This window comes from Nonomuraea sp. NPDC051941 (assembly GCF_044593615.1).
The window spans coordinates 171,003-196,211 of record NZ_JBIUCF010000021.1 but is presented as its reverse complement, the minus strand read 5'-3'; the positions used below and the strand labels follow the sequence as shown (position 1 = coordinate 196,211).

21 protein-coding genes are annotated in these 25,209 nt (G+C 72.4%); 10 read left to right on the top strand and 11 right to left on the bottom strand.

Going from position 1 to position 25,209, the window contains the following annotated elements; all coding sequences use genetic code 11:
- The first annotated feature begins 102 nt into the window (after positions 1-102).
- A complete protein-coding gene (locus tag ACIHFD_RS32640; RefSeq protein WP_397370143.1) occupies positions 103-3,006 on the top strand; it encodes a helix-turn-helix transcriptional regulator in 2,904 nt (967 codons plus the stop codon).
- Between the two features lie 88 nt (positions 3,007-3,094).
- On the opposite strand, the gene ACIHFD_RS32635 is transcribed toward ACIHFD_RS32640, so the two are convergent.
- Positions 3,095-3,580: a MarR family winged helix-turn-helix transcriptional regulator gene (locus ACIHFD_RS32635; RefSeq protein WP_397370141.1), complete on the bottom strand. Its 486-nt coding sequence runs from the start codon at positions 3,578-3,580 to the stop codon at positions 3,095-3,097.
- Positions 3,581-3,659: 79 nt separating this feature from the next.
- Between ACIHFD_RS32635 and wrbA the strand changes: the two genes are divergently transcribed.
- The 3 genes from wrbA (at position 3,660) to ACIHFD_RS32620 (ending at position 6,751) form a co-directional block, all read left to right on the top strand.
- Positions 3,660-4,319 (top strand): NAD(P)H:quinone oxidoreductase, encoded by a 660-nt coding sequence (gene wrbA, locus ACIHFD_RS32630; RefSeq protein WP_397370140.1) that lies wholly within the window; start codon positions 3,660-3,662, stop codon positions 4,317-4,319.
- Positions 4,316-5,749 carry an MFS transporter gene (locus tag ACIHFD_RS32625; RefSeq protein ID WP_397370139.1) on the top strand — a complete coding sequence of 478 codons (1,434 nt, stop codon included), beginning with the start codon at positions 4,316-4,318 and terminating at the stop codon, positions 5,747-5,749. The genes wrbA and ACIHFD_RS32625 overlap by 4 nt, the downstream gene beginning before the upstream one ends.
- A gap of 81 nt (positions 5,750-5,830) precedes the next feature.
- A complete protein-coding gene (locus ACIHFD_RS32620) occupies positions 5,831-6,751 on the top strand; it encodes a S1C family serine protease (RefSeq protein ID WP_397370138.1) in 921 nt (306 codons plus the stop codon).
- 12 nt (positions 6,752-6,763) lie between these two features.
- On the opposite strand, the gene ACIHFD_RS32615 is transcribed toward ACIHFD_RS32620, so the two are convergent.
- From ACIHFD_RS32615 to crcB (ACIHFD_RS32590), 6 genes are all read right to left on the bottom strand, one after another.
- Entirely contained in the window at positions 6,764-8,077 is a 1,314-nt protein-coding gene (locus ACIHFD_RS32615) for a glycosyltransferase family 4 protein (protein ID WP_397370137.1), read from the bottom strand.
- Between the two features lie 157 nt (positions 8,078-8,234).
- A complete protein-coding gene (locus ACIHFD_RS32610) occupies positions 8,235-11,339 on the bottom strand; it encodes a PDZ domain-containing protein (RefSeq protein WP_397370136.1) in 3,105 nt (1,034 codons plus the stop codon).
- Between the two features lie 180 nt (positions 11,340-11,519).
- Positions 11,520-11,645, bottom strand: a complete 126-nt coding sequence (locus ACIHFD_RS32605; RefSeq protein ID WP_350731994.1) for a hypothetical protein — start codon at positions 11,643-11,645, stop codon at positions 11,520-11,522.
- 86 nt (positions 11,646-11,731) lie between these two features.
- Entirely contained in the window at positions 11,732-13,585 is a 1,854-nt protein-coding gene (locus ACIHFD_RS32600; protein WP_397370135.1) for a GTP-binding protein, read from the bottom strand.
- 136 nt (positions 13,586-13,721) lie between these two features.
- Positions 13,722-14,078, bottom strand: a complete 357-nt coding sequence (crcB, locus tag ACIHFD_RS32595) for a fluoride efflux transporter CrcB (RefSeq protein WP_397370134.1) — start codon at positions 14,076-14,078, stop codon at positions 13,722-13,724.
- Entirely contained in the window at positions 14,075-14,536 is a 462-nt protein-coding gene (crcB, locus tag ACIHFD_RS32590; RefSeq protein ID WP_397370133.1) for a fluoride efflux transporter CrcB, read from the bottom strand. Before crcB (ACIHFD_RS32590) ends, crcB (ACIHFD_RS32595) begins: the two co-directional genes overlap by 4 nt.
- Positions 14,537-14,608: 72 nt before the next feature.
- Here crcB (ACIHFD_RS32590) and ACIHFD_RS32585 point away from each other — a divergent pair, with 72 nt between their 5' ends.
- Positions 14,609-15,322 (top strand): HNH endonuclease family protein, encoded by a 714-nt coding sequence (locus ACIHFD_RS32585; RefSeq protein ID WP_397370132.1) that lies wholly within the window; start codon positions 14,609-14,611, stop codon positions 15,320-15,322.
- 8 nt (positions 15,323-15,330) lie between these two features.
- On the opposite strand, the gene ACIHFD_RS32580 is transcribed toward ACIHFD_RS32585, so the two are convergent.
- Complete coding sequence (locus ACIHFD_RS32580; protein WP_397370131.1) at positions 15,331-16,164, bottom strand: GDSL-type esterase/lipase family protein; 834 nt, start codon at positions 16,162-16,164, stop codon at positions 15,331-15,333.
- 217 nt (positions 16,165-16,381) lie between these two features.
- On the opposite strand from ACIHFD_RS32580, the gene ACIHFD_RS32575 reads away from it, so the two are divergent.
- Positions 16,382-17,611 (top strand): isochorismate synthase, encoded by a 1,230-nt coding sequence (locus ACIHFD_RS32575; RefSeq protein ID WP_363969631.1) that lies wholly within the window; start codon positions 16,382-16,384, stop codon positions 17,609-17,611.
- On the opposite strand, the gene ACIHFD_RS32570 is transcribed toward ACIHFD_RS32575, so the two are convergent.
- Complete coding sequence (locus ACIHFD_RS32570; RefSeq protein ID WP_355377622.1) at positions 17,612-18,232, bottom strand: YigZ family protein; 621 nt, start codon at positions 18,230-18,232, stop codon at positions 17,612-17,614.
- Positions 18,233-18,312: 80 nt separating this feature from the next.
- Here ACIHFD_RS32570 and ACIHFD_RS32565 point away from each other — a divergent pair, with 80 nt between their 5' ends.
- The 4 genes from ACIHFD_RS32565 (at position 18,313) to ACIHFD_RS32550 (ending at position 21,520) form a co-directional block, all read left to right on the top strand.
- Positions 18,313-18,654, top strand: coding sequence for a hypothetical protein (locus ACIHFD_RS32565; protein WP_397370130.1), 342 nt, complete (start codon positions 18,313-18,315; stop codon positions 18,652-18,654).
- A gap of 19 nt (positions 18,655-18,673) precedes the next feature.
- Positions 18,674-19,510, top strand: coding sequence for a metallophosphoesterase family protein (locus tag ACIHFD_RS32560; protein ID WP_397370129.1), 837 nt, complete (start codon positions 18,674-18,676; stop codon positions 19,508-19,510).
- Between the two features lie 124 nt (positions 19,511-19,634).
- Positions 19,635-20,219, top strand: a complete 585-nt coding sequence (locus ACIHFD_RS32555) for a helix-turn-helix domain-containing protein (protein ID WP_350731975.1) — start codon at positions 19,635-19,637, stop codon at positions 20,217-20,219.
- Positions 20,216-21,520 (top strand): MFS transporter, encoded by a 1,305-nt coding sequence (locus tag ACIHFD_RS32550; protein WP_397370128.1) that lies wholly within the window; start codon positions 20,216-20,218, stop codon positions 21,518-21,520. Before ACIHFD_RS32555 ends, ACIHFD_RS32550 begins: the two co-directional genes overlap by 4 nt.
- Here the strand turns inward: ACIHFD_RS32550 and ACIHFD_RS32545 are convergent, their stop codons facing one another.
- Together ACIHFD_RS32545 and ACIHFD_RS32540 are read right to left on the bottom strand one after the other, a co-directional pair.
- Entirely contained in the window at positions 21,521-23,149 is a 1,629-nt protein-coding gene (locus ACIHFD_RS32545; protein ID WP_397370127.1) for a hydantoinase B/oxoprolinase family protein, read from the bottom strand.
- On the bottom strand, positions 23,146-25,170 hold the full coding sequence (locus ACIHFD_RS32540; protein WP_397370126.1) for a hydantoinase/oxoprolinase family protein: 2,025 nt from the start codon (positions 25,168-25,170) through the stop codon (positions 23,146-23,148). Before ACIHFD_RS32540 ends, ACIHFD_RS32545 begins: the two co-directional genes overlap by 4 nt.
- Positions 25,171-25,209 lie beyond the last annotated feature (39 nt).

Here is a 25,209-nt window from a genome sequence, read left to right as displayed (position 1 = left end):
ATCGGCACTGGGCTTGCCAGAAAGTTCGCCCCTTTGTGCCGCTCCAGGGACACGTCCGCGTGGAGAGATCGTTCCGAGAGTGGCGTGGGTTACTGTTTCCGCATGGTTCTGGGGCGGATCGCCGAGCGGGCCCGGATCGACGATCTGCTCGCGAGCGCCCGTGCGGGCCGCCGCGGAGTGTTGTTGATCACGGGTGAGGCCGGGATCGGCAAGACCGTGCTGCTCGACTATGCCGCCGCCGCGGCGGCCGATCTGCGGGTGCTGCGTGGCGTCGGCATCGAGTCGGAGGCCGAACTGCCCTTTGCGGGGTTGCGCCTGCTGCTGTGTCCGTACCTCGACCGGCTCGGCACGCTGCCCGGCCCGCAGGCGGCGGCGCTGCGGACGGCGTTCGGGCTGGACGAGGCGACGGTCGGCGACCGGTTCCTGATCGGCGCGGCGGCCCTGTCGCTGCTGTCGGAGCTGAGCGGCGATCGCCCTCTGGCGTGCCTGATCGATGACACCCAGTGGTTCGACCGGGCGTCCTTGGACGCGCTGCTGTTCGCCGCCCGGCGGCTGCACGCCGACCCCATCGCGATGATCTTCACGGGCAGGAGCGGGGACGGGGACGCTCCGCCATGCCAGGCGGGGCCCTGCGTCCGCCCCGTCCCTCTCGCCGGCGACTCGGCGTCGGTGTCGTTCGCCACGCCCGTGCCGGGCCTGGACGTGCTCCGGCTCTCCGCTCTGGACCAGGAGAGCGCCACGTCGCTGCTCGACGCGCACGCGCGCGGCCTGGCCGGGCCGCTGCGCGAGCGCGTGCTCGCGGAGTCGCGCGGCAACCCGCTCGCCGTGATCGAGCTGGCCACCATGCTCAACGCCCTGCAGGACAACGACCGTTCCGCGCCGCTGCTGCCCGCCGCGGGCCACGTCCAGGATGCCTTCCAGGCGCAGATCGCCGGCCTGCCTGCGGCGACGCGGCTGCTGTTGCTGATCGCCGCGGCCGACGACACGGGGAGCCTGCCGGTGATCCTGCGGGTCGGCACGCTGCTCGGCGTCTCCGCGGCCGACCTGGAGCCTGCCGAGCGGGCCCGGCTGGTTGTGCTGTCCGACGGGCTGTCGCCGGGCGGCAGCGTGACCTTCCGGCATCCGCTGATCAGGGCCGCCGCCTACCAGGTCGCCCCGCACGCCGGGCGGGTTCAGGTCCACGAGGCGTTCGCACGGGCGCTTGACGGCGAGTACGACGCCGACCGCCGCGTCTGGCACCTGGCCGCCGCCACCCCGGGCCCGGACGAGGAGGTCGCCGCCGAGTTGGAGCGGGCCGCCCGCCGGGCCGGCCGACGGGGCGGGGTGACCGCGATGATGAGCGCGTTCGAACGCGCCGCCCAGCTCAGCACCGACGAGACGCGCCGGCCCTGGCGGCTGATCGCCGCCGCCCGCGCCGCCTACGAAGCGGGCCTCCCCGATCGCGCCGTCGAACTGGCTGACCAGGCCGCGGGGATGCCCGACCGGGCCACTGGCTCGGTCGATCGGGCCCTGGGGCTGGCCAACCGCAATGCTGGGCCGGCCGGCCGGGCTCCGCAACCCGCCGACCAGCCCGCACGCCCGTTTCGTGACCCGTCGCTGACGGCCGAGGCGGCGTGGATCCGTGCTCAGGTCGAGTACGAGCGCGGCTCGCCCGCCGTCGCCGCCGCCCTGGCGCTGGACGGTGCCACCTCCATCGCCGCCACCGACCCCGAGCGGGCCGTGTCGATCCTCACCGAAGCCGTCTGGTACGCCCGCGACGCCGGCGACCACGACCTGGTACGCCAGTGCGCCGCCCTCCTGGAGACCGTCGAAACCGGGGCACCGGTCGTGGCAGGACTCATCGGGTTCCGGCACCTGTACGACGGCCGGCCCGACGCGGGCGTGCCGCCCATGCGCGAGCTGGCCGGGGCCGCCAGGCAGGGCAAGGCCGACGGGTTCGTGGAGCGGCTCGTCGCCGGGTTCGCCGGGATGCTGGTGGCCGAGGACGAGATCGCCACGGAAGTGCTGGAGTCGCTGGTCGCCGACGTGCGGGAGCAGGGCACGGTGGGCCGCCTGACGTACGTGCTCGAACCCCTGGCGATCGTCCAGCTGCTGCGCGGCCGGTTCATGGACGCCGACGCCGGCGTGACCGAGGCCGTCTCCCTGGCCACCGACCTCGGCCAGGACCTGCAGGTCGTCGTGCTGAACGCGATCGCCGCATGGCTGGCCGCGGTCGGCGGCGACGAGATCTCGTGCCGCTCGCTGGCCGCCGGCGTGCTGGAGCACCGCACCAGGCACCCCACCGACGCCGCGCTGGCCTCGTGGGCGCTCGGCCTGCTCCACCTGGCCGGCGGCCGGTTCGACGAGGCCGCGGCCCGGCTGGACGAGGTGTGCGGCGGCCCGGCCCGGCACGACTTCCTCATCAGGGCCGTACCCGATCATGTCGAGGCGGCCGTACGTGCCGGGCTCCCCGAGCAGGCCGCCCGCCACCTGCCCGCCCTGTCCGACTGGGCCGAGCAGACCGGCCGGCCGCACGCCATCGCGCTGGCCCGCCGCTGCGCGGCGCTGCTGGCCGACGAGGACGCCGCCGCCGGGCACTTCACGACCGCGCTGGAACTGCACGAGCGCGACCCCCGCCGGTACGACGCGGCCAGGACCCGGCTGGCGTACGGGGGATGGCTGCACCGGCATCGCCGCCACACCGAGGCGAAGGACCAGCTGGCCGACGCGCTTGGCGCCTTCGAGCGGCTCGGCGCCCGGACGTGGGCGAGCCGGGCCCGCGCGGAGTTGTCCGCCCTGGGCGAGCGGCCCTCGGCCCACCCCCGGGCCCTCGACCCGCTCGCCCGGCTCACGCCCCAGGAGCTTCAAGTGGTACGGCTGGCGGCGGCGGGCATGAGCAATCGGGAGATCGCGGCCCGGCTGTTCCTCAGCCCCCGCACAGTCGGTCACCATCTGTACAAGGCGTACCCGAAGCTGGGGGTGACCCGCCGCGTGGACCTGACCCAGCTCGTGGTGCCGCATGGGTAGGTAAGCCGGCCTGCCGATGATGCGGCGCCCACGGTTCGCCCACGAGAACATGAGCTCAGATGTGGGTGGATCCCAGCTGCAGCACCCGTTAGCGCTGGTCGGGCTTGCCCGGTCCGGGACGGCGGGCGTGGGCGTGGCGGTGGGCTCTGGTGTCCACGTTGCCGGTCAAGGTGTTGAGGATGCCGGGTAGTGCCGCCACCGTCTCGGCGGGCAGGCCGGTCACGGTCTCCTCCGCCAGGGCGCACCAGAGCTGCTTGACCTGGTCGGCCAGAGCTTGGCCGCTGTCGGTGAGTTCGACGATGCTGGCGCGCCTGTCGGAGGGGGCGGGCTTGCGGCGGATGTGGCCGGAGGCTTCGAGCTTGCGGGTCATGAGTGTGACGCTGGGCGGTTCGCAGCCGAGCGCCTCGCTGAGCTCGGCCTGGATCCTCGGGCCGGTCCGGTCGAGCTCGAGCAGGAGCGCCTCCTGACCCGGGTGCAGGCCGAGCGGGGCGAGCAGCGCCGCGGCCCTGGCCCGGTGGCGCAGGCTCAGCAGGCGGATGGCCTGGTTGAGGGCGTCGGCTTGCTCGAAGTCCATGGGCGCTCCTTGACAGATTAGTTATGCAGATAATAGTTATCTGCATAACTAATCTTAACACGACAGCGAGGAGCCGGGCATGACCGTGAAGGTCGCCGTCATCTACTACAGCGCGACAGGCAGCGTGTACGCGCTCGCGCAGGCCGTCGCCGAGGGTGCCGCCTCGGCCGGGGCCGAGGTACGGCTGCGGCGGGTGGCCGAGTTGGCGCCCGACAGCGCGATCGACCAGGACCCGCGGTGGCGACGGCACGCCGACGTCGCCGCTTCGATCGCCCAGGCCTCGGTGGAGGATCTGGCGTGGGCGGATGCGTTCGCGTTCGGGACGCCGACGCGGTTCGGGGCGCCGGCCGCGCAGCTCAAGCAGTTCATCGACCAGGCCGGCGGGCTGTGGCGCGAAGGCGTGCTGGCGGACAAGCCGGTGACGGCCTTCACCTCGGCGTTCAACCGGCACGGCGGCAGCGAGGCCACGATCTTGTCGCTGAGCAACGTCTTCTACCACTGGGGGGCGCTGATCGTGCCGCCCGGGTTCACCGATCCGGTCGTGTACGGCGCCGGGGGCAACCCGTACGGCACGTCATTGGTGACCGGCCCGAACGGAGCCGGGCCGGACGCCGCGGTGCTGGAAGCGGCCAGGTACCAGGGGCGGCGGTTGGCCCGGATCACGATCCGGCTGCTGGGGGACGGCCACGCCGCCGTACGCGAAAGCGTGGCCGCGACGACCTCGAGCAGCGAGTCATGACAAATACCAGTAACGCGTCCCAGCGGGCCAGGCCGTACACCGGCCTCCCCTGGCTGGTCCTGGCGCTGGCGTGCGCCAGCCAGTTCATGGTCATCCTGGACGCGTCCATCGTGAACGTCGCCCTGCCCTCGGTCCGCGAGGAACTCGGTTTCACTGCGACCGGACTGGCCTGGGTGGTGAACGGATATCTGCTCAGCTTCGCCGGTTTCATGCTGCTGGGGGGCCGCGCCGCCGACCTGTTCGGCCCGCGCCGGATGCTGGTCGCCGGGCTGTTGTCGTTCTCCGTCGCGAGTCTGGCCGGCGGCCTGGCGACCACGCCGGAGGTCCTGGTGGCGGCCCGGGTCGCGCAGGGTATCGGGGCCGCCATGATGGCCCCGGCGACGCTGGCCGTGATCAACACCTCCTTCACCGAGCCGAACGCGCGTGCCAAGGCGTTCGGCGCGTGGTCCGCCTCGGGCGGTGTGGGAGGCATGGTCGGCGCGCTCGCGGGCGGTGCCATCACCACCGGCCTGTCGTGGCGGTGGGTCTTCCTCATCAACCTGCCGATCGGCGCGGTGCTGATCGTCGTGGCGATGATGTCGCTGGCCGGAACGAGAACCGGCCGGCGGGGATCGCTCGACCTCCTCGGCGCGGTCACCGGGACGGCGGGGCTGGCGGCGCTGATCTACGGGGTCATGCGGAGCGCCGATCATGGCTGGACGTCCGCGCCGGTCGCCGGGCCGGTGGTGGCGGGTCTGCTCCTGCTCGGCGTCTTCGTCGTGGTGGAGGCGCGTTTCGCCGGCCAGCCGATGGTGCCGCTGCGGCTGTTCAGGATCCGGGGGGTGGCCGTCGGGAACGGCATGCTGCTGCTGTTCGGTGGAATCGCCATCGCGATGTGGTACTTCTCGTCGCTGTTCCTGCAGAATGTCCTCGGCTTCAGCGCGCTTCAGGCCGGGCTCGGGCAGACACCCGCGGCGGTGACGTTCATGGTGATCGCGCGATGGGCCGCGACCCTGCTGCCGCGAACGGGTGTGCGCCCCCTCGTGACGGCGGGCAGCGCCTGCTTCCTGGCCGGTTTCGGCTGGCTCTCCCTGGGCCACGCCGACAGCGCGTACATCACCGGCGTGCTCGGCCCCACCCTGCTCATCGCGGTCGGCATCGGGCTGACCTTCCCCACCCTCATGGCGGTGGCGACCGCCGACGTTCCCGAGGGCGACGCGGGGATCGTCGGCGGCCTGGCCAACACCGCCAGTCAGGCAGGGGGATCGATCGGGCTGGCGGTGCTCGCGACGGCCGCCGGCACCAGGGCCGCCGCGTCGGAGGCCGCCGGGAGTTCCCCGGTCGACGCCCTCGCCGCCGGCTACGACCTGGTCTTCCTCATGGCGGCCGGGCTCGGCCTGGCCATCGCGACGGTCAGCCTGCTGCTGCCACGGCACCGCCGCGGGCAATAGAGATCCGCATGCTCGAGCGCCTGGAATGCGCGCGGGCGCATGTGGAGTTAACGTGTAATCCTGTAAGCAAAGGAGTGCACGATGGCGGATCCACTCGACGCTTACTCGCGCGTCGTCTCGTCCGTGGCGGCCGAGTTGCTGCCGAAAGTGGCCAGCGTGCGGGCCGGCCAGGGTAGCGGGTCCGCGGTGGTGTTCACCGCCGACGGGTTCCTGCTGACCAACGCGCACGTGATCGGCAACTCCCGGGACGGCACCGTGGCCTTCGCCGACGGGAGCTCGGGGGACTTCATCGTGGTGGGCCGGGATCCGCTGTCGGATCTGGCGGTGATCAGGGCGCAGACGGCCACGCCCCCGCCGGCCACGCTCGGCGACAGCGACGAGCTGGTCGTGGGACAGCTCGTCGTGGCCGTGGGCAATCCGCTCGGCCTGGCCGGATCGGTGACGGCCGGGGTGGTGTCGGGGCTCGGACGGTCGTTGCCCGCGCGCAGCGGGTCGGCCGTCCGGCTCATCGAGGACGTCATCCAGACCGACGCCGCGCTCAATCCGGGGAACTCCGGCGGCGCGCTGGCCGACTCGCAGGCGCGGGTCGTCGGGATCAACACGGCGGTGGCCGGGGTGGGGGTGGGGCTCGCCGTGCCCATGAACGCCACCACCCGATCCATCATCGCCGCCCTGATCAGGGACGGGCGGGTACGGCGGGCGTTCCTGGGGCTGGTGACCTCGCCCGCGCCGCTGCCCGACGCGCTGCGGCGGCGGACCGGGCAGACGGGGGCGCTGCGCGTGGTGGAGGTGGTGCCGGGCTCGCCCGCCCACCGGGCCGGGTTGCGCTCCGGCGACCTCGTGCTGAGCGCGGGGCGCAACCCGGTGGGGGACGCGCAGAGCCTGCAAAGGCTGATGTTCGCCGACGCCATCGGGCAGCCGTTACCGATCACCGTCTATCGGAACGGCGCGCTGGTCGATGTCATCGCGGAGCCGGTGGAACTCACCGGCTCCGGCGTCTGAGCCCGCGCCGCCTCAGGCAGAAGCCGGGGCGTCCGGCCCCGGGGCGGGAGAGGCCGCGGCGGGTTGGGGGCGGACGTAGGTGCCGTTGCGGCGGGCCAGGAGCTCGTCGAGGAGCGCGTCCCACTTCTCCCCCACCGCGTCCACGTCGTACGTGAGCGCCGTCTCCAGGGCCCCCGCCGCCAGGTCCCGCCTCAGCTGCTCGTCCTCGATCACCCGGATGATCGAGGAGGCCAGGTTGGCGTTGGTCCGCGGCTTCACCAGCAGCCCGTCGACCTCGTCCGTGATCATCTCCTTGGGCCCGTGCGGGCTGTTGAAGCTGACGATCGCCAGCCCCTTGCCCATCGCCTCCAGGATCGTCATCGGGAAGCCCTCGTGACGCGAGCTGAGCACGAAGACGGACGCCTTCTCCAGCTCGGCCCCCACGTCGGAGGTCGGTCCGGGCAGCTCGACCTTGCCCTGCAGCCCCGCCTCCGCGATCTGCTGGGCGAGGTTCTCCTCCTGCGGCCCCGCGCCGAAGATGCGCAGCGTCCAGTCGGGATGGGCGGCGGCGACCGTCTCCCAGGCGGTGATGAGCCGGTGGAAGCCCTTGATGCGCGTCATCCGGCCGACCGCGATGGCGACCTTGGCGTCCAGCTTGGAGATGCCGCCCGTCATCGGCGGCACGGCGTTGGGGATGCGGGTCAGCTTCTTCGGCTTCTTCGGCAACGTCTCACGATAGTCGCGCAGGTCGGCCTTGGTGAGCGTGACCAGGGCGTCGAGGCGGCGGTAGCGCCACTTGATGAGCTCCTGCATCGGCTCGGCCTGGGTGCGGAGCGCCACGTGCTCCTGTCCGATCGTGATGACGTTGGGCAGCGCCAACTGGGCCACCGCCAGGTTGAGACCGGGGCGGGTGGCCATCAGCACGCCGGTGTCGAGCGAGCGGATGAAGCGGGCGAGCTTGAGGTCGGTCCACAGGTTGAAGCGGTGGTAGGCCGACTCCTCCTTGGGGATGATCCGGCTCGGCATCTTCGACAGCATCGCGCGCAGCGGGTCGGCGCTCGGGTTGAGCCGGTCGTCGAGGAAACGGAACTTCACCCGCGGGTCGATGGGGAAGAACGGCTCCTCGGCCTCCTTCAGGATGCTCACGATCTCGACGTCGTGCTCCTTGGCCAGGTAGCTGGCCAGGTTGAACACGGTCCGGATCGTGCCCCCCATCCCGTACGCGTGCAGCAGCAGAATGCGGACCTTCCGCGTCGAAGGCGGCGGCGCGTTGAGCGTCTTGCGCCGGTTGTACCCCCGATACAGTCGGCGCACCGCCGACTTGCCCTTGCGTGCCAATGCGCGCACCTGACAGATCCCCCTTTGTCACCCGGAAGAAGTCTCAACACACATGGCCGGTGACGAGGAATCTCGCCACCGGCCTATTGTCTCGCTTCGGCGGAGTGCACGTGTTCATCCCCTATGCGCTTTCCCCACCTATGATCCTTAGACGCCTGTAACGTCACTAAGGTTGCATGCGCGGCCGATGCCGGAGATCGGGAGTGTGCGGCGGACGCTCCGCCAGCAGCTCCAGCGCGACGTCGATGGCCCGCTCGAGCTGCGTGTCCACGCCCCTGGCGTAGTCCTGCGGGGTGATGTCCACCTCGATGTCGGGATCGGTGCCGTAGTTCTCGACCTGCCAGCCGACGTCGTCGAAGGCGAAGGAGAATTCCGGCTGCGTCGTCACCGTGCCGTCGGCGAGCTGGTGGCGCGGCCAGATGCCGATGACGCCGCCCCAGGTGCGCTTGCCGACCAGCGGCCCCAGCTTCAGCACCTTGAAGGTGTGGCTGAAGATGTCGCCGTCGGAGCCCGCCCACTCGTTGGTGATCGCCACCAGCGGCCCGCGCGGCGACTCCGGCGGGTACGGCTCCGGGTCGCCCCACCGCGGATAGTCGTAGCCGAGCCGCCGCCTGGCCAGCTTCTCCAGCAGCAGCGCCGACACGCTGCCGCCGCCGTTGAAGCGCACGTCCACGACGAGCGCCTGCCGGTCGTACTCGGCCAGGAGCCCGCGGTGGAACTCCCCGAACCCGTCGGGCCCCATGTCGGGCACGTGCAGGTACCCCACCCGGCCGCCGGAGCGCTGGTGGCACTCGGCGCGGTTGAGGTTGACCCAGTCGCGGTAGCGGGCCGGCCGCTCGTCGGAGATGGCGCGCACGGTGACGGTGCACACCTGGTCCTCCCGCCGCAGCGTCAGCTCGACCTCCTCGCCGGCCTGGTTGACCAGGCGCTCGTTGGGGGTCGCGGCCTCGCCTATGGGCGCGCCGTTGATGGCCAGGACCGCGTCGCCCGTACGTACGTCGACACCGAGCCGGTTCAGCGGCGAGGTCGCCTCCGGATCCCACGGGTCACCGGTCACGATGGAGCGGATGTGGTAGACGCCGTCGCGGTAGTCCCAGTCCACGCCCAGCTTGCCCTGCGTGTAGTCGGGCCCGGGACGATATTCGCCGCCGCTCTCGAAGGCGTGGCTGGTGGCGAGCTCGCCGTGCAGCTCCCACAGCAGGTCGGAGAACTCGCCCCGGGTCGTGACCCGCTCCACCAGCGGACGGTAGCGGTCGTAGACGGCCGGCCAGTCGACGCCCGCCATGTCCTCGCTCCAGAAGTTCTCCAGCTGCAGCCGCCACGCCTCCCGGAACATCTGCCGCCACTCCGCCTCCGGGCAGACCGACACCTTGATCCGCGACAGGTCGATCCACCCGCTCTCCCGCCCCGGCGCCTCCTCGTCCTCGGGCGCCTCGTTCGCCTTGACCACCCGCAGCCTGGAGTCCGCGCGGTAGAGCAGCGTCTTGTGGTCGCGGCCCAGCTCGAAGTCGGTGACGCCGTCGGCGAAGTGCACCTTCTTGCCCTTGGCGAAGTCGAACAGGTGCAGCGAGCTCTCGCCTTCGAGCGGGCTGGTCAGGATCAGCGCCTTGCCCTTGAGCCCGGCCACCTTCTCGTAGCGGCCCTCGGGCAGCGGGAACTGGGTGACGCGCCGCGTCAGCCCGTCGACGTCGACGTGCAGCGGCTCCGGCTCGTCGCCGTCCTCCTCGTCCTCCCCCAGGGGCCGTTGCAGGGGCATGAACGGGTCGGGCGCGTCCGCCCGCAGCGCCACCGCGTACGGGCGCGTGCCCAGCGGGAAGCCCAGGTCGAACTGGAGCTGGTCGTAGACCGGCGAGAAGGTGCGCTGGCCGATGAAGTAGAGGTAGCGGCCCTGCGGGTCGAACGCCGGCATCGAGTCCTGCAGCACCGGCTCCGTGGCCTGCAGCGTCCGCCCGGTCTCGGGGTGGTGCAGCTTGATCGCGCTGGACTGGGCGTTGAGCGGGCTCGAGTACGCCAGCCACCGCCCGTCGTGCGACCACGCCGGGTCCTCGGGCGAGCCGTGCGGGTTGGCCTCCACCAGCGCCGGCCGCCCGGTGGCCAGGTCGAGCAGGTGCAGCTCGTGGCGGTGGTTGACGACGGCCACCCGGTCGTGGACCGGGTCGGGGACGAGCGCGGTGATCCGCCCCAGCCTGGCCACCTCCGTGCCGCCGCCGCCCTCGTGGCCTTCGAGGACGACCAGCCGCTCCTCGTCGCGGTCGTCGCTGGCCGCCGCGATCAGCCGCGTGCCGTCGTTGAGCCAGGTCAGGAGCCGGTAGCGGACCCCGTCGGGCGAGCCGTGCTGGGTGACCGGCCCTTCCCAGTCGGCCATCGCGTACGCCTTGCCGCGCGCGGTGACGGCCAGCGCGCTGCCGTCGGGGCTGAGGGTGGCGCCGTCGAGGTAGTCGGCGGGGTCGACGAACCTGCGGTTGCGCTGCGTCCTGGAGCTGGCCAGCTGCACGTCCAGCCGGTGCGCCGGCTCGCCCGGGTCGAGCAGGTAGAGGTCGGCGCCGGCGTGGTAGACCAGCCGGTGCCCGTCGCCCGACAGGTTGCGCGCGTAGTAGTCGTCGTGGTGGGTGTGCTTGCGCAGGTCCTGGCCATCGGGGGCGCACGAGTAGACGTTGCCGACGCCCTCGTGGTCGGAGATGAAGCACACCCGGCCGCCGCTCCAGCAGGGCGAGGCCAGGTTTCCCGGCAGCCTGATCAGCCTTCGGAACTCGCCGTCGCCGCGCGGGTCGATCCACAGGTCGCCGACGGTGCCGCCGCGGTAACGCTTCCACCGCGCCGGGTCGGCGGTGTTGCGGCCGAGCACGATCATGCCTTCGGGCCCGTACGCGATCGAGTTGGCCGGGCCGTACGGGAGCCGCTCGGGGACCCCGCCGGGCTCGACGCGGTGCAGCCATTTGCGGGCCTCGAACGGCTGGGCCGCGTCGCTGGCGTACAGGATGCGCCCTTCGGGGTCCCAGCCGGTGACCGTGCAGCGCGCGCCGTGGAAGGTGACCCGGCGGGCGGCGCCGCCGTCGGACGGCATGACGTACACCTCTTCCGGGCCCTCCTCGCGGCCGACGAACGCGAGCTGGTCACCGCGCGGCGAGATGCGCGGATAGCCCGCCTCGGCGAGCCCCGCGGTCAGCCGGAAGGCCCGCCCGCCCTGGGCGGACACCATCCACAGGTCGTCCTCGGCGGCGAAGACGACCACGTCCTGGAAGACGGCGGGAAAGCGCAGGTAGCCGGACATGAGAGCCACTCCTGGTCGAGCCGACAGCCGAGGGCGCGCGCCCCCGGCTGTCAGATCACATCACCCGGGTCAGACATTTCGCCACAACTGCCCGGTCGTCCCGATCGGCGGCCAAGAACTTCCCCCCGCGACCGCCTGGTCGTCGGCCCGGGCAGCCGGGCCACCGCTGCCCCGTCCGGGTCATTCCTCGCCGGAGGGCGACTTGCGGGTCTCCCGCTTCGTCTCCTTGGTCTGCCTGCTGGTCTTGATGGCCTGCTTCTTCGACTTGCCGGACTTGGCGGCGGGTTTCTTCTTCGTGTCTGCCATGGGATTCCCCCCTGTACGGACATGCGCACCGGAATGGTGCACTGTGCCACTTAATACCCATCCAGCCAGGAAACCCGACATACCACCTACCGGACCGGTCGATCACCCGCCGGCGCGGACCACCAGACCCCTTCTCCGTGCGACAGCCCCGGCAGCCGCCGCTCGACCTCGTGCACCGCGGCCGCCGGGATCTCACCCTCCAGCACCCAGGTGTCGTCGCGCCTGCCGGTGTCGTGGAGCTCACCGCCCAGTGCGGCGAGCCTGGCGGTGACCGCGCTGAACGTCTCCGGCGGCACCTCCAGCTCGAACCGGTGGCACGGCTCGTACACGGTGGTGCCCGCCAGCCGCAGCGCCCGCATGAGCACGACCCGGGCGCGGCCGCGGAAGTCGGCCGCGACCGTGAGGGGCGGGGCGTAGCCGGTCCTGGTCACCGTGACGAGCACGTCGGTGACCGGCCAGCCGTGCGGGCCCGCACCCAGGGCCTGGCGCACGCTCTCCTCGATGGCCCGGTGGTAGGCCAGCGGCAGCGAGCCGAGATCGACCTCCAGCCGGTAGCCGACGCCGGAGCCCTTCGGCCCCGGATCGACGCGCAGGCCCACGGTGGCCATGAACTCGTTGCGGCCGTGGCGCTGGATCTCCTCGACGACCTCCGCGGTGCCCGACGGGCGCTCGAAGTAGACGGGCCGGCTCGGCTCGAAGAGCGCCTCGACGCCGAAGTCTCTGGCCAGGGTCTCGCCGATGACCTCTTTCTGCACCTCCCCGTACAGCAGGACCGAGGTCTCGCCGCCGGTCAGGGTGCGGGTGCCGATCAGCGGGTCCTGCTCGGCCAGTGCGAGCAGCGCGGCGTGCAAGCGCGGCTCCTGGCCGGGGACGCGGGGCCGGACCACGGTCTCCAGGCTGGGCGGGGTGAAATGGGCCTGGTGCGCGGGCCCGGGCTCCCCCAGGTGGTCGCCGACGCGGATCTCGGGCACGCCCCAGACCTTGACGATGTCCCCGGCCACCGCCTGCCGCCGCCCGGGGGAGCCCGCGACGGCCAGCGCGGTCAGCCTGCCGTCGTAGGCGTGGCGTCCCCGGTGGAAGGCGAGGTGCTCGCGCGCTCGCAGCGCACCCGCGCGTACCCGCAGGTAGGCGACCTTCTCCCCGGACGGGGCGCGCTCGATCGCGAACACCGTCGCCCGCGCCGCCTCCTCCGGGTCCCCGGCCGGCTGGGTGACGGCGGGCAGCAGGTGGACGGCGTCGAGCAGCTCGCCGACGCCCTGCCCGGTCAGCGCCGAGCCGAACAGCACGGGATGCGCCTGCCCGGCGGCGCACTGCCGCGCCAGCGCGGCGCGTACCTGGCCGAAGTCGGGCGTCTTGCCCTCGACGATCAGCTCCAGCAGCCCGTCGTCCCGCTCGGCCAGCACCTCGGCCGCCGCCTCGGGCGAGGCGACGCCGGCGGTGGCGGCCGCCTTGGAGCCAAGGTGCCGCACGGTGTTCAGGGCCACGCAGTACGGCGAGAGCCGCCGCCGGATGTCGGCCAGCAGCTCCCGCTCCCTGGCCCCGGCCCGGTCGATCTTGTTGACGAAGATCAGTGTAGGCAGGCGCAGCCGGCGCAGGGTCTTCATCAGGACCCGGGTGTGCGGCTGCACGCCCTCGACGGCCGACAGCACCAGCACGGCGCCGTCGAGCACGCCGAGCGCGCGCTCCACCTCGGCCACGAAGTCGGCGTGGCCGGGTGTGTCGACCAGGTTGACCCGCAGGTCGCCCAGGGTGAAGGAGGCGACGGCCGTGCGGATGGTGATCCCGCGACGGCGCTCGATCTCGCCGGAGTCGGTCTGTGTGCTGCCCTCGTCCACGCTGCCGAGCCGGTCGATGACCCCGGTCTCGAACAGCAGCCGCTCAGTGAGGCTGGTCTTGCCCGCGTCTACGTGCGCGAGGATGCCGATGTTCAGGATGTGCACGGTGCTGGAAGTCCTCGGGAACTCTCGTGCCAATGGGGCGCTGGGAGATTCCGAGGCACCGCATCTCATGCTCCTGATCGTCGGCGGACGGTTGCCGGGCCATCCTGCCATCGCGGCGGCGGCACCCGCGAACCATTTACAGGGCCTGCGCCAGGGCCACCCCGCAGTAGGCCGCGCCCAGCCCGGCCACCACGCTGGCGGCCGCGTTGGCCACCGCGTGGAAGCGCGCGCCCTCCTCCACCAGCCGCACCGTCTCGTACCCGAACGTCGAGTACGTGGTCAGCGCCCCGCAGAACCCGGTGCCCAGCATCGCCATCACCCCGCCGGCGGCGGGCAGCGCGGCCAGGAAGCCCAGCAGCGCCGAGCCGGCCACGTTCACCGTCAGCGTCCCCCATGGGAACACCGTGTCGTGGCGCGCCTGCACGGCCCGGTCCGCGAGATAGCGCAGCGGCGCGCCGAGCGCCGCCCCGAGGACGATGAGCAGCACCGTCATCGCACGCCCGCCAGCATCCCGGCGATCCGCCTGGTCAGCCACATGCCCGCCACCACGGCCGCCACCGCCGCCACCAGCGTGGCCGCCAGGTAGACCAGCCCCGTCAGCGGCGCCCCCGCCGCGACCGCCCGCTGGATGTCGACCGCGTACGTGGAGAACGTCGTGTACCCGCCCAGCACCCCCACCCCCAGGAACGGCCGCACGAGGCGGTGCGCCTTCCGCACCTCCGTGATCATCACCATGAGCACGCCGATCAGCAGGCACCCGGACACGTTGATGAGGAAGGTCGCCCAGGGGAAGTCCGCCGGCCCGGACGGCAGCGCCGACTGCAGGCCGAAACGCGCGAGCGCGCCCAGCGCGCCCCCGGCCGCGATCGCGGCGAGCACGGGCCAGTGCAGCTCGGCGCGCTGCTCCGGGATGTGGAGATCGACGTCCGGGTCGATCGGACGATCAGTCACATAACCCTCCCCGTGTCAAAACACCGGATGCCGGGAATTTCTCTAGACAACCTTTGATGTTCGGAGGCCTGCTTGAGCACGAAGGACGCCATCGCCCTTCTAGCGGGAGCCATCATCGTCGTTTCCTTCGTCGGCGGCGCCAAGACCTCTCCGGCCACGGCGACCAGCCCGCTGGGCAACACCAGCGGGACGCGGCCCGGTCTGGCACCCATCATCTCGGACGCCGACAAGGGCAAGGCACGCGACCTCATCAAACGCGTGCGCGTCAAGGGGCTCGGCTCCAACACCGGCTACGAGCGCACCCGGTACGGCGACAACTGGGCCGACACCGCGAGCGGGGTGCCGTACGCCCGCAATGGCTGCCGCACCCGCGACGACCTGCTGGCCCGCGACGGCCGGAACGTGAAATACCGGTCGGGCTCCAGCTGCGAGGTCGTCTCCATGGAGCTGAGCGACCCCTACACCGGCCGGACCATTCACTGGCACAAGGACAACCCGGACGAGGTGCAGGTCGACCACGTGGTGCCGCTGAACTACGCGTGGCGCATGGGCGCGCCGCGCTGGCGGATGTCCAAGCGGCTCGACTTCGCCAACGACCCGCTGAACCTGCTGCCCGTGGCCGGCTACGCCAACGAGCAGAAGGACGCCTCCGGCCCGGCGAGTTGGTTACCGCCGCAGCGGCGCGTCCGCTGCGCGTACGTCACCCGCTTCGCGCAGGTCGCGCTCAAGTACAACGTGCCCGTCACCGCGGCGGACAAGAGGATGATGCTGGCCCAGTGCCGTTGACTGGGCCGCTAGCGCGGGTCCTCCCAGGTGAAGCCGTGCCCGAACGTCTGCTCGGCCAGGATCCGCTGCCCGTCCATGTTCGGGTGGAAGTAGTCCCACTTGCTGACGTGGTCGAGCGTGAACGGGAAGGCGAACACCGCGCCCCCGTCGGTGCGGCAGCCGGGCCCGAACCTGGCGCACGCCTGGGCCGCCGCGCGGTTGTAGGCCATGACCCGCGCCCGCACCCGCTGGCGGCGCTCGACGTCGGCGCGCTTGGTCGAGGTGGGCTGGGCGAGCATGGACTGGCAGATGTGGCCGGCCGTCCAGAACGTGCGGGCGAGCGGGACGGTCTTGCCCACCTGCCACAGCCGCCGCACGTCGGGGATGCTGGCGATGAACACCCGGGCCGCGGGCATGCCGGCCCGCAGCTCGGCCAGCGCCGCGTCCATCCGCCGCCGGTACGTCTCGACGGGCGTCATGGCCTGCTCGGTGCGCACGCACGCGTCCTGGGCCCCGATCAGGATCGTGACGTAGTCGGCCTTGGCCTCGACGGCCTTGCGCACCTGGCCGAGCAGGTCGGCGCTGGTGGCCCCGGGGACGGCGAAGGTGAGGTTGTGCTGCTGGAGCGTTCCAGACATGGCCGACAGGCGCAGGTAGTGGCTGTTCACCCCGGGGTTGTCGCCGGAGGACCACGAGCGCGGGATGCAGGAGACGTAGAAGCCGCAGGCGTTGAAGCCGGTGGAGATGGAGTCGCCGAGCGCGGCCATGATCTCGGGGACGGACTGGGCCGCGGCGGCCTGCGCCGGACCTGTGGCGGAGACGAGCAGCGTTGCGGCGAGGACTGAGCCCAGGCGACCGATCATGGACCCAAGGTAGGAAGCGGATCAGCGACCGGCCATGACATACGGGCCAGGTCTGTGATTTCAGGACCGACTTCATATCGCCGCTTGACAGCCCGGACCCGATCGGGATGGGGTAAATGCAGCTCAACGTCTGGTTTTATCCGGGTTCGTTGACCGTAACCTCGCATTCACGGGGGTCTGAGTCGAACGTGTTCAGTTCCCGCATAGAGTGTCTTGGGTGAGTGTCGCGCTCGGAACAACCCGCCCGCTACCGGTTCGCACCACCCCTGTCGGCGACCCGGGCGACCTGCTGGCATCCCTGCCCAGGACCGCCCCGTACGCCTGGGTCAGGAACGGCGAGGGCCTGGTCGGCTGGGGTCAGGCCGCACGGGTGGCCGTGCCCCCGGGGCCGGGCCGGTTCGCCTGGGCCCGCCAGTGGCTGGCCACCGTGTTCGGCGACGCCCACGTCGACGACGCCGTGCGCACCCCCGGCTCCGGCCCGGTCGCCTTCGGCAGCTTCACCTTCGACGAGGACGCCCACGGCTCCGTTCTCGTCGTCCCGCGCGCCGTGCTGGCCCGCCGCGACGGCCACGCCTGGCTCACCACGATCGGCGACGCGCCGCTGGAGACGTTCTCCCCCATCCGCGACCCCGGCCGCATCAGCTACGGCGACGGCAGCCTGAGCGCCCCCGAGTGGGAGCACGTCGTGGCCAGGGCCGCCAAGCGCATCCGCGAGGGCGAGCTGGAGAAGGTCGTGCTGGCGCGCGACCTGGTCGCCACCGCCGAGCGGCCCATCGACGTGCGCCTGCTGCTCACCCGGCTGGCCCGGCGCTATCCCGAGTGCTACACGTTCTCGGTCGCGGGGCTGGTGGGGGCCACGCCCGAGCTGCTGATCAGGCGTACGGGCCAGGAGATCGAGTCGCTCGTGCTGGCCGGCACCACCCCGCGCGGCACCGGCCCGGCCGACGACCTCGCCCGCGGGGCCGCGCTGTTCGCCTCGCCCAAGGACCGGCACGAGCACGAGTGCGCCATCGCCTCGGTCCGCCAGACGCTCGCCCCCCTCTGCGCCTCGCTGGAGACGCCGGACGAGCCCGAGCTGCTGGTGCTGCCCAACGTCCAGCACCTGGCCAGCCACGTCACCGGGCGGCTGGCCGACGGGGCCTCCGTCCTCGACGTGGTCGCCGCCATGCACCCGACGGCCGCCGTCGGCGGCACCCCCACCCCCACCGCGATCGAGGTCATCCGCGAGCTGGAGGGCATGGACCGGGCCGGCTACGCCGGGCCCGTCGGATGGATAGACGCCCACGGCGACGGCGAGTGGGGCATCGCGCTGCGCTCGGGGCTCGTGCAGGGCCGCCGGGCCCGCCTGTTCGCGGGCGGCGGCATCATGGGCGACTCCGACCCGGCGGCCGAGCTGGCCGAGGCCCAGGCCAAGTTCAGGGTCATGCAGTACGCGCTGGAGGGCTGATCAGCCGGGGACGTGGATCTCCTCGCCCACGTCCACGCGCGCCCGCCCGGCCGTCAGCGTCGCCACCCAGTCGGCGAACGGCGCCACCTCGTCCTCGCCCACGGAGACGGCGAAGGTGACCTCGCCCGCGTACGTCACCTCGCGCACCGGGTGGCGCGAGGCGCGCAGGTCGTTCTCCACCCGCCCGGCCTGGTCGTGGGCCACCGCGACGCGCACGACGCGGGCCGGCACCATCCGCACCGGCTCGGCCCGGTCGAGGGTCTCGGTCACGGCGGAGCCGTAGGCCCGCACCAGCCCGCCCGCCCCCAGCAGGGTGCCGCCGAAATAGCGGGTCACCACCGCCACCACGTCGCTGAACCCCCTGCCCACCAGGGCCTGCACCATCGGCGTGCCCGCCGTGCCGCCCGGCTCGCCGTCGTCGTCGCCCTTCTGGACGCGCTGCCCGACGACGTACGCGGTGCAGTTGTGGGTGGCGCCGGGATGCTTCTGCCGCCGCTCCCCGATGAACGCGACCGCCTCCTCGACGCTGCGCGCGGGCGCCAGCGCGCAGATGAACCGGGAGCGCTTCGCCTCCGTCTCGTGCTCGACGACGGAGGTGAGGGTCAGGTACGGCGCAGGCACATTCGACAGGTTATGCCCTTGCCGGACGAACTCCGGAAGCTACCATCTCGTCATCCCATCAGGACCTAAGGGAGGGTCTCATGGACACTGTGAACGACCTCATGCCCTTCGTCTCCTCGGCGATCGACGCCTACGGCGTGGGCGTGCTGGCCAAGACCCGCGAGCTGGCCGCCGACACGGCCGTGGCCCGCGGCACCCGCATCCTGCAGCGGGTCTTCGGCCGCGGTGACGCCGCGTCCAGACAGGTGATCGAGACGATGGCGAGCGCCAAGCCGGACGACGAGCCGAGCCGCGCGGCGTTGAAACTGGCGATCATGGAGGCGTTCCGCGCCGACCCGCACCTGGCCCGCGAGGTCGCGGCCATGTTGCCCAGGATGACGGATGACATGATCGTGGCAGAGGACAACGCCTCCGTCCTCTGACGCGAAGGAGGGACGTCCCTTGCCCAGCGAAGGCGGGAGCAGGCTGCTGGCCGTCAGCGATCTGCACGTCGGCTACGAGGAGAACCGGGCCATCGTCCAGGAGCTGAAACCGGACGACCCCGGCGACTGGCTGCTGGTCGCGGGCGACGTCGGCGAACGGCTGGAGGACATCGCCCGGACGCTGGGCCTGCTCGCCGCGCGGTTCGAGCGGGTGGTCTGGGTGCCGGGCAACCACGAGCTGTGGACCCCGCCGGGAGACCCGCCGGAGCTGCGGGGCGTGGCCCGCTACAACCACCTCGTCGCCATGTGCCGCGATCTGGGCGTGGTGACGCCGGAGGACGACTATCCGGTGTGGGAGGGAGCGGGCGGGCCGGTCCGGATCGTGCCCCTGTTCCTGCTCTACGACTACACGTTCCTGCCGGCCGGCCATCTCACCAAGGCGAGCGCGCTCGCGTACGCGCACAGCACCGGCGTGGTCTGCACCGACGAGTATCTCCTGCACCCCGACCCGTACCCGAGCCGCGAGGCGTGGTGCCGGGCCCGGGTGGAGCTGACCGGGCGGCGGCTGGCCGGGCTGGACGACGTGCCGCTGGTCTTCGTCAACCACTATCCGCTGGTACGCGAGCCGACCGACGTCCTGCGCTACCCGGAGTTCGCCCAGTGGTGCGGCACGACCGCCACCAGGGACTGGCACACGCGCCACCCGACCGCCGCCATGATCTACGGCCACCTCCACATCCCCCGCGTCACCTGGTACGACGGCGTGCGCTTCGAGGAGGTGTCGCTCGGCTACCCCCGTGAGTGGCGGCGCCGGCCGGGCGGCCGCAAGCTCCTGCGCGACGTGATCGTCACCTAGCGGCCCCTCCCCTCGCAGACCACCGCGCCGGCTTGGCGCCGTCGGCGGCCTTTTTCGTGAACCGCAAACACTTCTTCGCGAAGAAGTGTTTGCGAAGAAGTGTTTGCGGTTTAGGCTTCGTGCCATGACGCCATCCCCTGACAGCGTGGTCGTCCTTGACGCCAAGGGCCTGCGCGCGCTCGCCCACCCCCTGCGGGTGCAGCTCGTCGACCTGCTGCGCAAGCACGGCCCGTCCACCGCCACCCGCCTGGCCGAGCGCCTGGGGGTGAACTCGGGCACGGCCAGCTATCACCTGCGCAGGCTCGGCGCCGCCGGGTTCGTGGAGGAGGACACCGAACGCGGCAACGCGCGGGAGCGCTGGTGGCGCTCGGTCCACCGGACGACCCGGCTCACCGACGAGGGCGGTCTGTCCGACCGGGAGCCGGAGGCGGTGCTGGCGTACATGCAGTCCATCGCCGCCCTCTACAACCTGCGCACCCAGCAGGCGCTCAACGAGCTGCAGACCATGCCGCAGCCGTGGCGCGGCGTGCTCGACCTCAGCGCCGTCCCGTTCCGCCTCACCCCGGAGGAGGCGCTTCGGCTGCGCGCGGACCTGACGGAGCTCTTCGCGCGCTACCGGCGCGACGGCGACGAGGCGCCGGCGGACGCGGTCCGGGTCTACCTGATGACGCAGGTCATCCCCGAACTGGACGACCCTGAGGAGGCATGATGGAGCCGCGCGGGTCCTTACGGCCGATGGCCGGGCTGCTGGCGGCCATCGCCGTGTCGACGACCGGGACGCGGGTCTCGGCCATCGCGCTGCCCTGGTTCGTGCTGACGAGCACCGGCAGCGCGGTGTGGACGGGGCTGGTGGCGTTCGCGGAGATGGCGCCGTACGTGCTGGTCAAGGCGCTGACGGGGCCGCTCGTGGACCGGGCGGGGCCGCGCCGGATCTCGTGGGTCGCCGACGTCGTGAGCGCCTCGGCCGCCGCCACGATGGTCGTGCTGCACGCGCTCGGCCTGCTGCCGCTGGGCGTGATCGTCGCGCTGGTGGCGGTGATCGGCGCGGCCCGCGGGCCGGGCGACCTGGCCAAGGAGATCATGATTCCGGAGGCGGCCGAACGCGGGCGGGTGCCGCTGGAGCGGGCCACCGGGCTGATGGGCGTGACGGAGCGGCTGGCCGTGACCGTGGGGCCGGGGCTGGGCGGCGCGATGGTGACGCTGCTCGGCTCGCTGTCCGGCCTGGGCGTCAGCGCCGCCCTGTTCGCGCTCGGATCGGCGGTCGTGGCCGTGGTGCTGCCGCGCGACCTCGGACACCGTGCGCCCGATGCCCCCGCGCACGAAGAGGAGGAGGGCTACTGGCGGCGGTTCGGCCAGGGCTTCGCGTTCCTGCGCGGCGAGCCGCTGCTGCTCGCGGTGATCGTCATGATCGCCGCCACGAACCTGCTGGACGCGGCCTGGAGCCAGGTGCTCGCGCCCGTGTGGGCCATGGAGTCCGGCCACGGGCCCGCCGTCCTCGGGCTGAGCGTCAGCGTGCTCGGGTTGGCCTCGGTCGGGGGCAGCCTGGTGGCCGCCGCGGTGGCGCACCGGATGCGGCGCAGGCCGGTGTTCTTCGTGGCGTTCCTGCTCGGCGGGCCGCCGAAGTTCCTCATGTTCGCCGTGGACATGCCGGTATGGGGGCTGGTGGCGGCGTCCGTGGTGATCGGGTTCAGCGGCGGGTTCCTGAACCCGATCCTGAGCGCGATCTCGTACGAGCGCGTGCCCCGGCACCTCCTGGGCCGGGTGGGCGCGCTGCAGGGCGCGGTGATGTGGGCCGGCATCCCGCTGGGCGGGCTGCTGGGCGGGGCTGCGGTGACGGCGGCCGGGCTGGCGCCGGTGCTGCTGGCGTGCGGGATCGCCTACGCGCTCGTCACGAGCCTGACCGGGCTGCGTCCCGAGTGGCGCGAGATGGACCGGCTGCGCGGCCACGGCCCTCCCGCCGCACCGGCGCCAGAGGGCAGCGCCGGTACGGCGGGACGTTCCAGCGGGTGATCAGCGGGTGATCAGGCCCTGGGACAGGTCGGTGGCCGTGGCCGCGTGGGAGCGGCGGGCGGCGGGGCCGTAGCCGCCGCCACCGCCCGACTCGCAGCGCAGCACGTCCCCCGCGGTGACCGGCAGCGCGTTCACCTTGAGCATCTCGCGGGCGTCCGGGGTGCCCGGGTTGAGGGTGACGCGGGGCGGCGCGCCCGGTTCGCCGCCCGCCAGGCCCCAGGCCGGGGTGACCGAGCGCTCGAACCAGAGCGACAGCGAGGTGTCCCCGCAGAACTCGTACTCGCGCACCACCCCGTTCCCGCCCCGCCACTGACCGGCGCCGCCGGTGTCGGGGCGGATCTCGTAGCGGCGCACCCGGACCGGGAACAACGTCTCCAGCACCTCGATGGGCATGTCCCGCAGCGCGCCGTTGACGTTGTTGATCAGGCAGGTCTCGCCGTCGCCGCCGTCCCAGGCGCCCCAGCCGCCGACCGTGGCCTCCTGGGAGACGTACAGCTTGCCGGTACGCGGGTCCGTGCCGGTGAACTGCACGATCATCGAGTCCCCGTACGAGGCCGCGGCCGACTTGTCCGGCAGCACCGGCGCCAGCGCCTTGACCACCAGGTCGATGAGCAGCCCCAGGTGCGAGTAGTAGTACTGGCAGGCGGCGGGCGACTCGGCGGCCAGCATGGAGCCGGGCCGGGTCTCGACCGACAGCGGGCGGAACGAGCCGCCGTTCAGCGGCACGTCGCCCGAGACCAGCAGCTTGTAGCCGACGCGGACGGCGGCCACGGCCTGGGCCGCGCCGCAGTTGACCGGGCCGAGCGCCTGGTCGGCGCAGTCGGTCAGGTCGACGTGCATCGACTCGCCCGACACCGCGACCGTGACGTTGACCGGCAGCGGGGTGCCGAGGTCGATGCCGTCGTTGTCGAGGAAGCCGGAGGCCTCGTAGACGCCGTCGGGGATGGCCGCGATGGCCGCGCGTTCCATGCGCTCGGTCTGGGCGAAGATCTCGTCGCGGGCGGCCAGCACCGTGTCCAGGCCCCACCGGGACACGATCTCCTTCAGCCGCCGCTGGCCCGTCATGGCGCAGCTCACCTGGGCGCGCAGGTCGCCGAGCGTGGCGTGCGGGAAGCGTACGTTGCGGGCGATCACCTCGTGCAGGTCGCGGCAGGGCGCGCCGCCCGCGTACACCTTGACCGGGCCCATCCGCAGGCCCTCCTGGAAGATCGACGTGGAGTCCATGGAGCCGCCCGGGTCCTTGGAGCCGACGTCCAGCCAGTGTGCCCGCGACGCCGCGAAACCGGCCGGCTCCCCGTCCACGAAGATCGGCCCGTAGACCGTGACGTCGTTGAGGTGGGTGCCGCCGATGTAGGAGTCGTTGAGCACCCACACGTCGCCCTCCTGCCAGACCTCCCGCCCGTACAGGCGCTCGGTCTCGCGGGTGCACACCTCCAGGTTGCCCAGGAAGATCGGCAGCCCGGACGACTGGCCCAGCACGTTGTGGTCGCGGTCGAGCAGCGCGACCGCGCAGTCCTTGGCCTCGTAGATGACGGGGGTGTAGGAGCTGCGGATGAGGGTGGTGTTCATGTCCTCGGCCGCCTGCAGCAGCGCGCAGCGGATGATCTCCGTGGTGACGGGGTCGATCACAAGTTCACCTTCACGATGAGAAAGCCGTTGGGGTCCACGGTGGCCACGCAGCCGGGCGGGATGACCGTCGTCGCGGTCTCCTCGACCACGATCGCGGGCCCGGTCAGCTCGCCGTCGAGGCTGGAGCGCCGCAGCACCGGGGTGCTGTGCACGGCCCCGTCGAAGATCACATCCCGTACGTACGCCGCCTGCTCCTCGGGGGCCTCCTGCGCGGCGGCGGCGGTGCGCGGGAACGAGCCGAGCCCGGTGCTGCGCAGCATGACGAACTCCACCGGCGCCTCCGGGGTGGCGTGCCCGTAGCGGCCGGTGTGCGCCTCGGCGTAGCGGGCCGCGATCGTCTCCAGGAACCCGGGTTCGGCGGGCTCGGCCGCGTCGCGCAGCGGGATGGTCAGCGTGTAGTCCTGGCCCTCGTAGCGCATGTCCACGGCGTGCTCGACCCGGTGCCGCTCCTCGGGAACGCCCTGGGCGGAGAGCGCCGCCAGGGCATCTTCCTCCAAGGTCACGAAATTTCGGGACATGTCGGGGCCGTCGAGCGCGTCCTGCGACCGGAAGTACGGATGCGTCAGATCCCGGCGTACGTCGGCCTCCAGCATCCCCCACGCCGAGAACGCCCCCGGGAAGCGCGGCACCACCACCTCGGAGATCCCCAGCTCGCGCGCGATGAACACGGCGTGCATCGCCCCCGCGCCCCCGAACGCCACCAGCGCGAACTCCCGCGGCTCGATCCCGTGCTCCACGGTCAGCGTACGGATCGCCTGCGCCATCTTGGCGTTGGCCACGTCGCAGATCCCCTCGGCCAGCAGCAGCGGATCCATGTCCAGCTCGTCGGCCAGCGTGGCCACCGCCGTGCCCGCCGCCTCCACGTCCAGCGTCATCAGCCCGCCCGCGAACCAGGCCGGGTCCACCCGGCCGAGCGCCACGTTCGCGTCGGTGACCGTGGCGCGCATGCCGCCCCTGCCGTAACAGGCGGGCCCGGGCAGGGCCCCGGCCGACTCGGGCCCGACCCGCAGCGCGCCCGCCTCGGCGTACGCGATCGAGCCGCCGCCCGCGCCGATCGTGTGCAGGTTCACGATGGGCATGAGCACCGGGTAGCCCTCGATGCGGGCCTCCGCGCTGACGTCCGGCCGCCCGTTCACCACGAGCGACACGTCGAACGACGTCCCGCCCATGTCGATGCAGATCGCGTTCTCCCTGTCCATGAACCGGGCCGCCGCGACCCCGCCCATCGTGCCGCCCACCGGCCCGGACAGCAGCGTCTGCAACGGCCTGCGCATCGCGTAGGAGGCGTTCACCAGCCCGCCCGACGACTGCATCACGTGCACCGGCACCGCCAGCCCCCGCTCGGCGAAGCGCCGCTCGATCCTGGCCAGGTAGCGGCGCACCACGGGCCCGGTGTACGCCTCCAGCACCGCCGACGAGGTCCGCTCGTACTCGCGCCACTCCCGCGCCACCTCATGGGAGAGCACGACCAGCACGTCGTCGCCCAGCTCCGCGCGCAGGATCTCGCCGGCCCGCAGCTCGTGCGCCGGGTTCGCGTAGGAGAACAGCAGGCACACGGCCACCGCGTCGAACCCCTCCTCCCGCGCGCGCCGCCCCGCCGCCCGCACCGACTCCTCGTCGAGCGGCTGGAGTTCGCGTCCCAGGTAGTCGAGCCGGCCGCCGGCCTCCATGACGTCCTGGCGCGGGACCAGCGGCGCGGGCTTGCGGTAACGCAGGTCGAACATGCGGTCGCGGTTGCCCCTGGCGATCTGGTAGACGTCCCGGCCGCCCTGACCTGCCAGCAGCAGCACGCGGGCGCCCTTGCGCTCCAGCAGCGCGTTGAGCCCCTGCGTGGTGCCGTGCACGAAGAACGAGATCTCGGCCGGATCCTCGACGACCCGGCCCAGCGCGGCGAACACCCCCTCGGCCAGGTCTCCCGGAGTGGTGGGCGCCTTCGAGGCGGTGACCGTCCCGCTGCGTTCGTCGTAGCAGACGACGTCGGTGAAGGTGCCGCCGATGTCCATGGCGACGCGATAGCTCATGCGCTGCACCGTACGCCGACGGGGACGCCGCCCGCATGT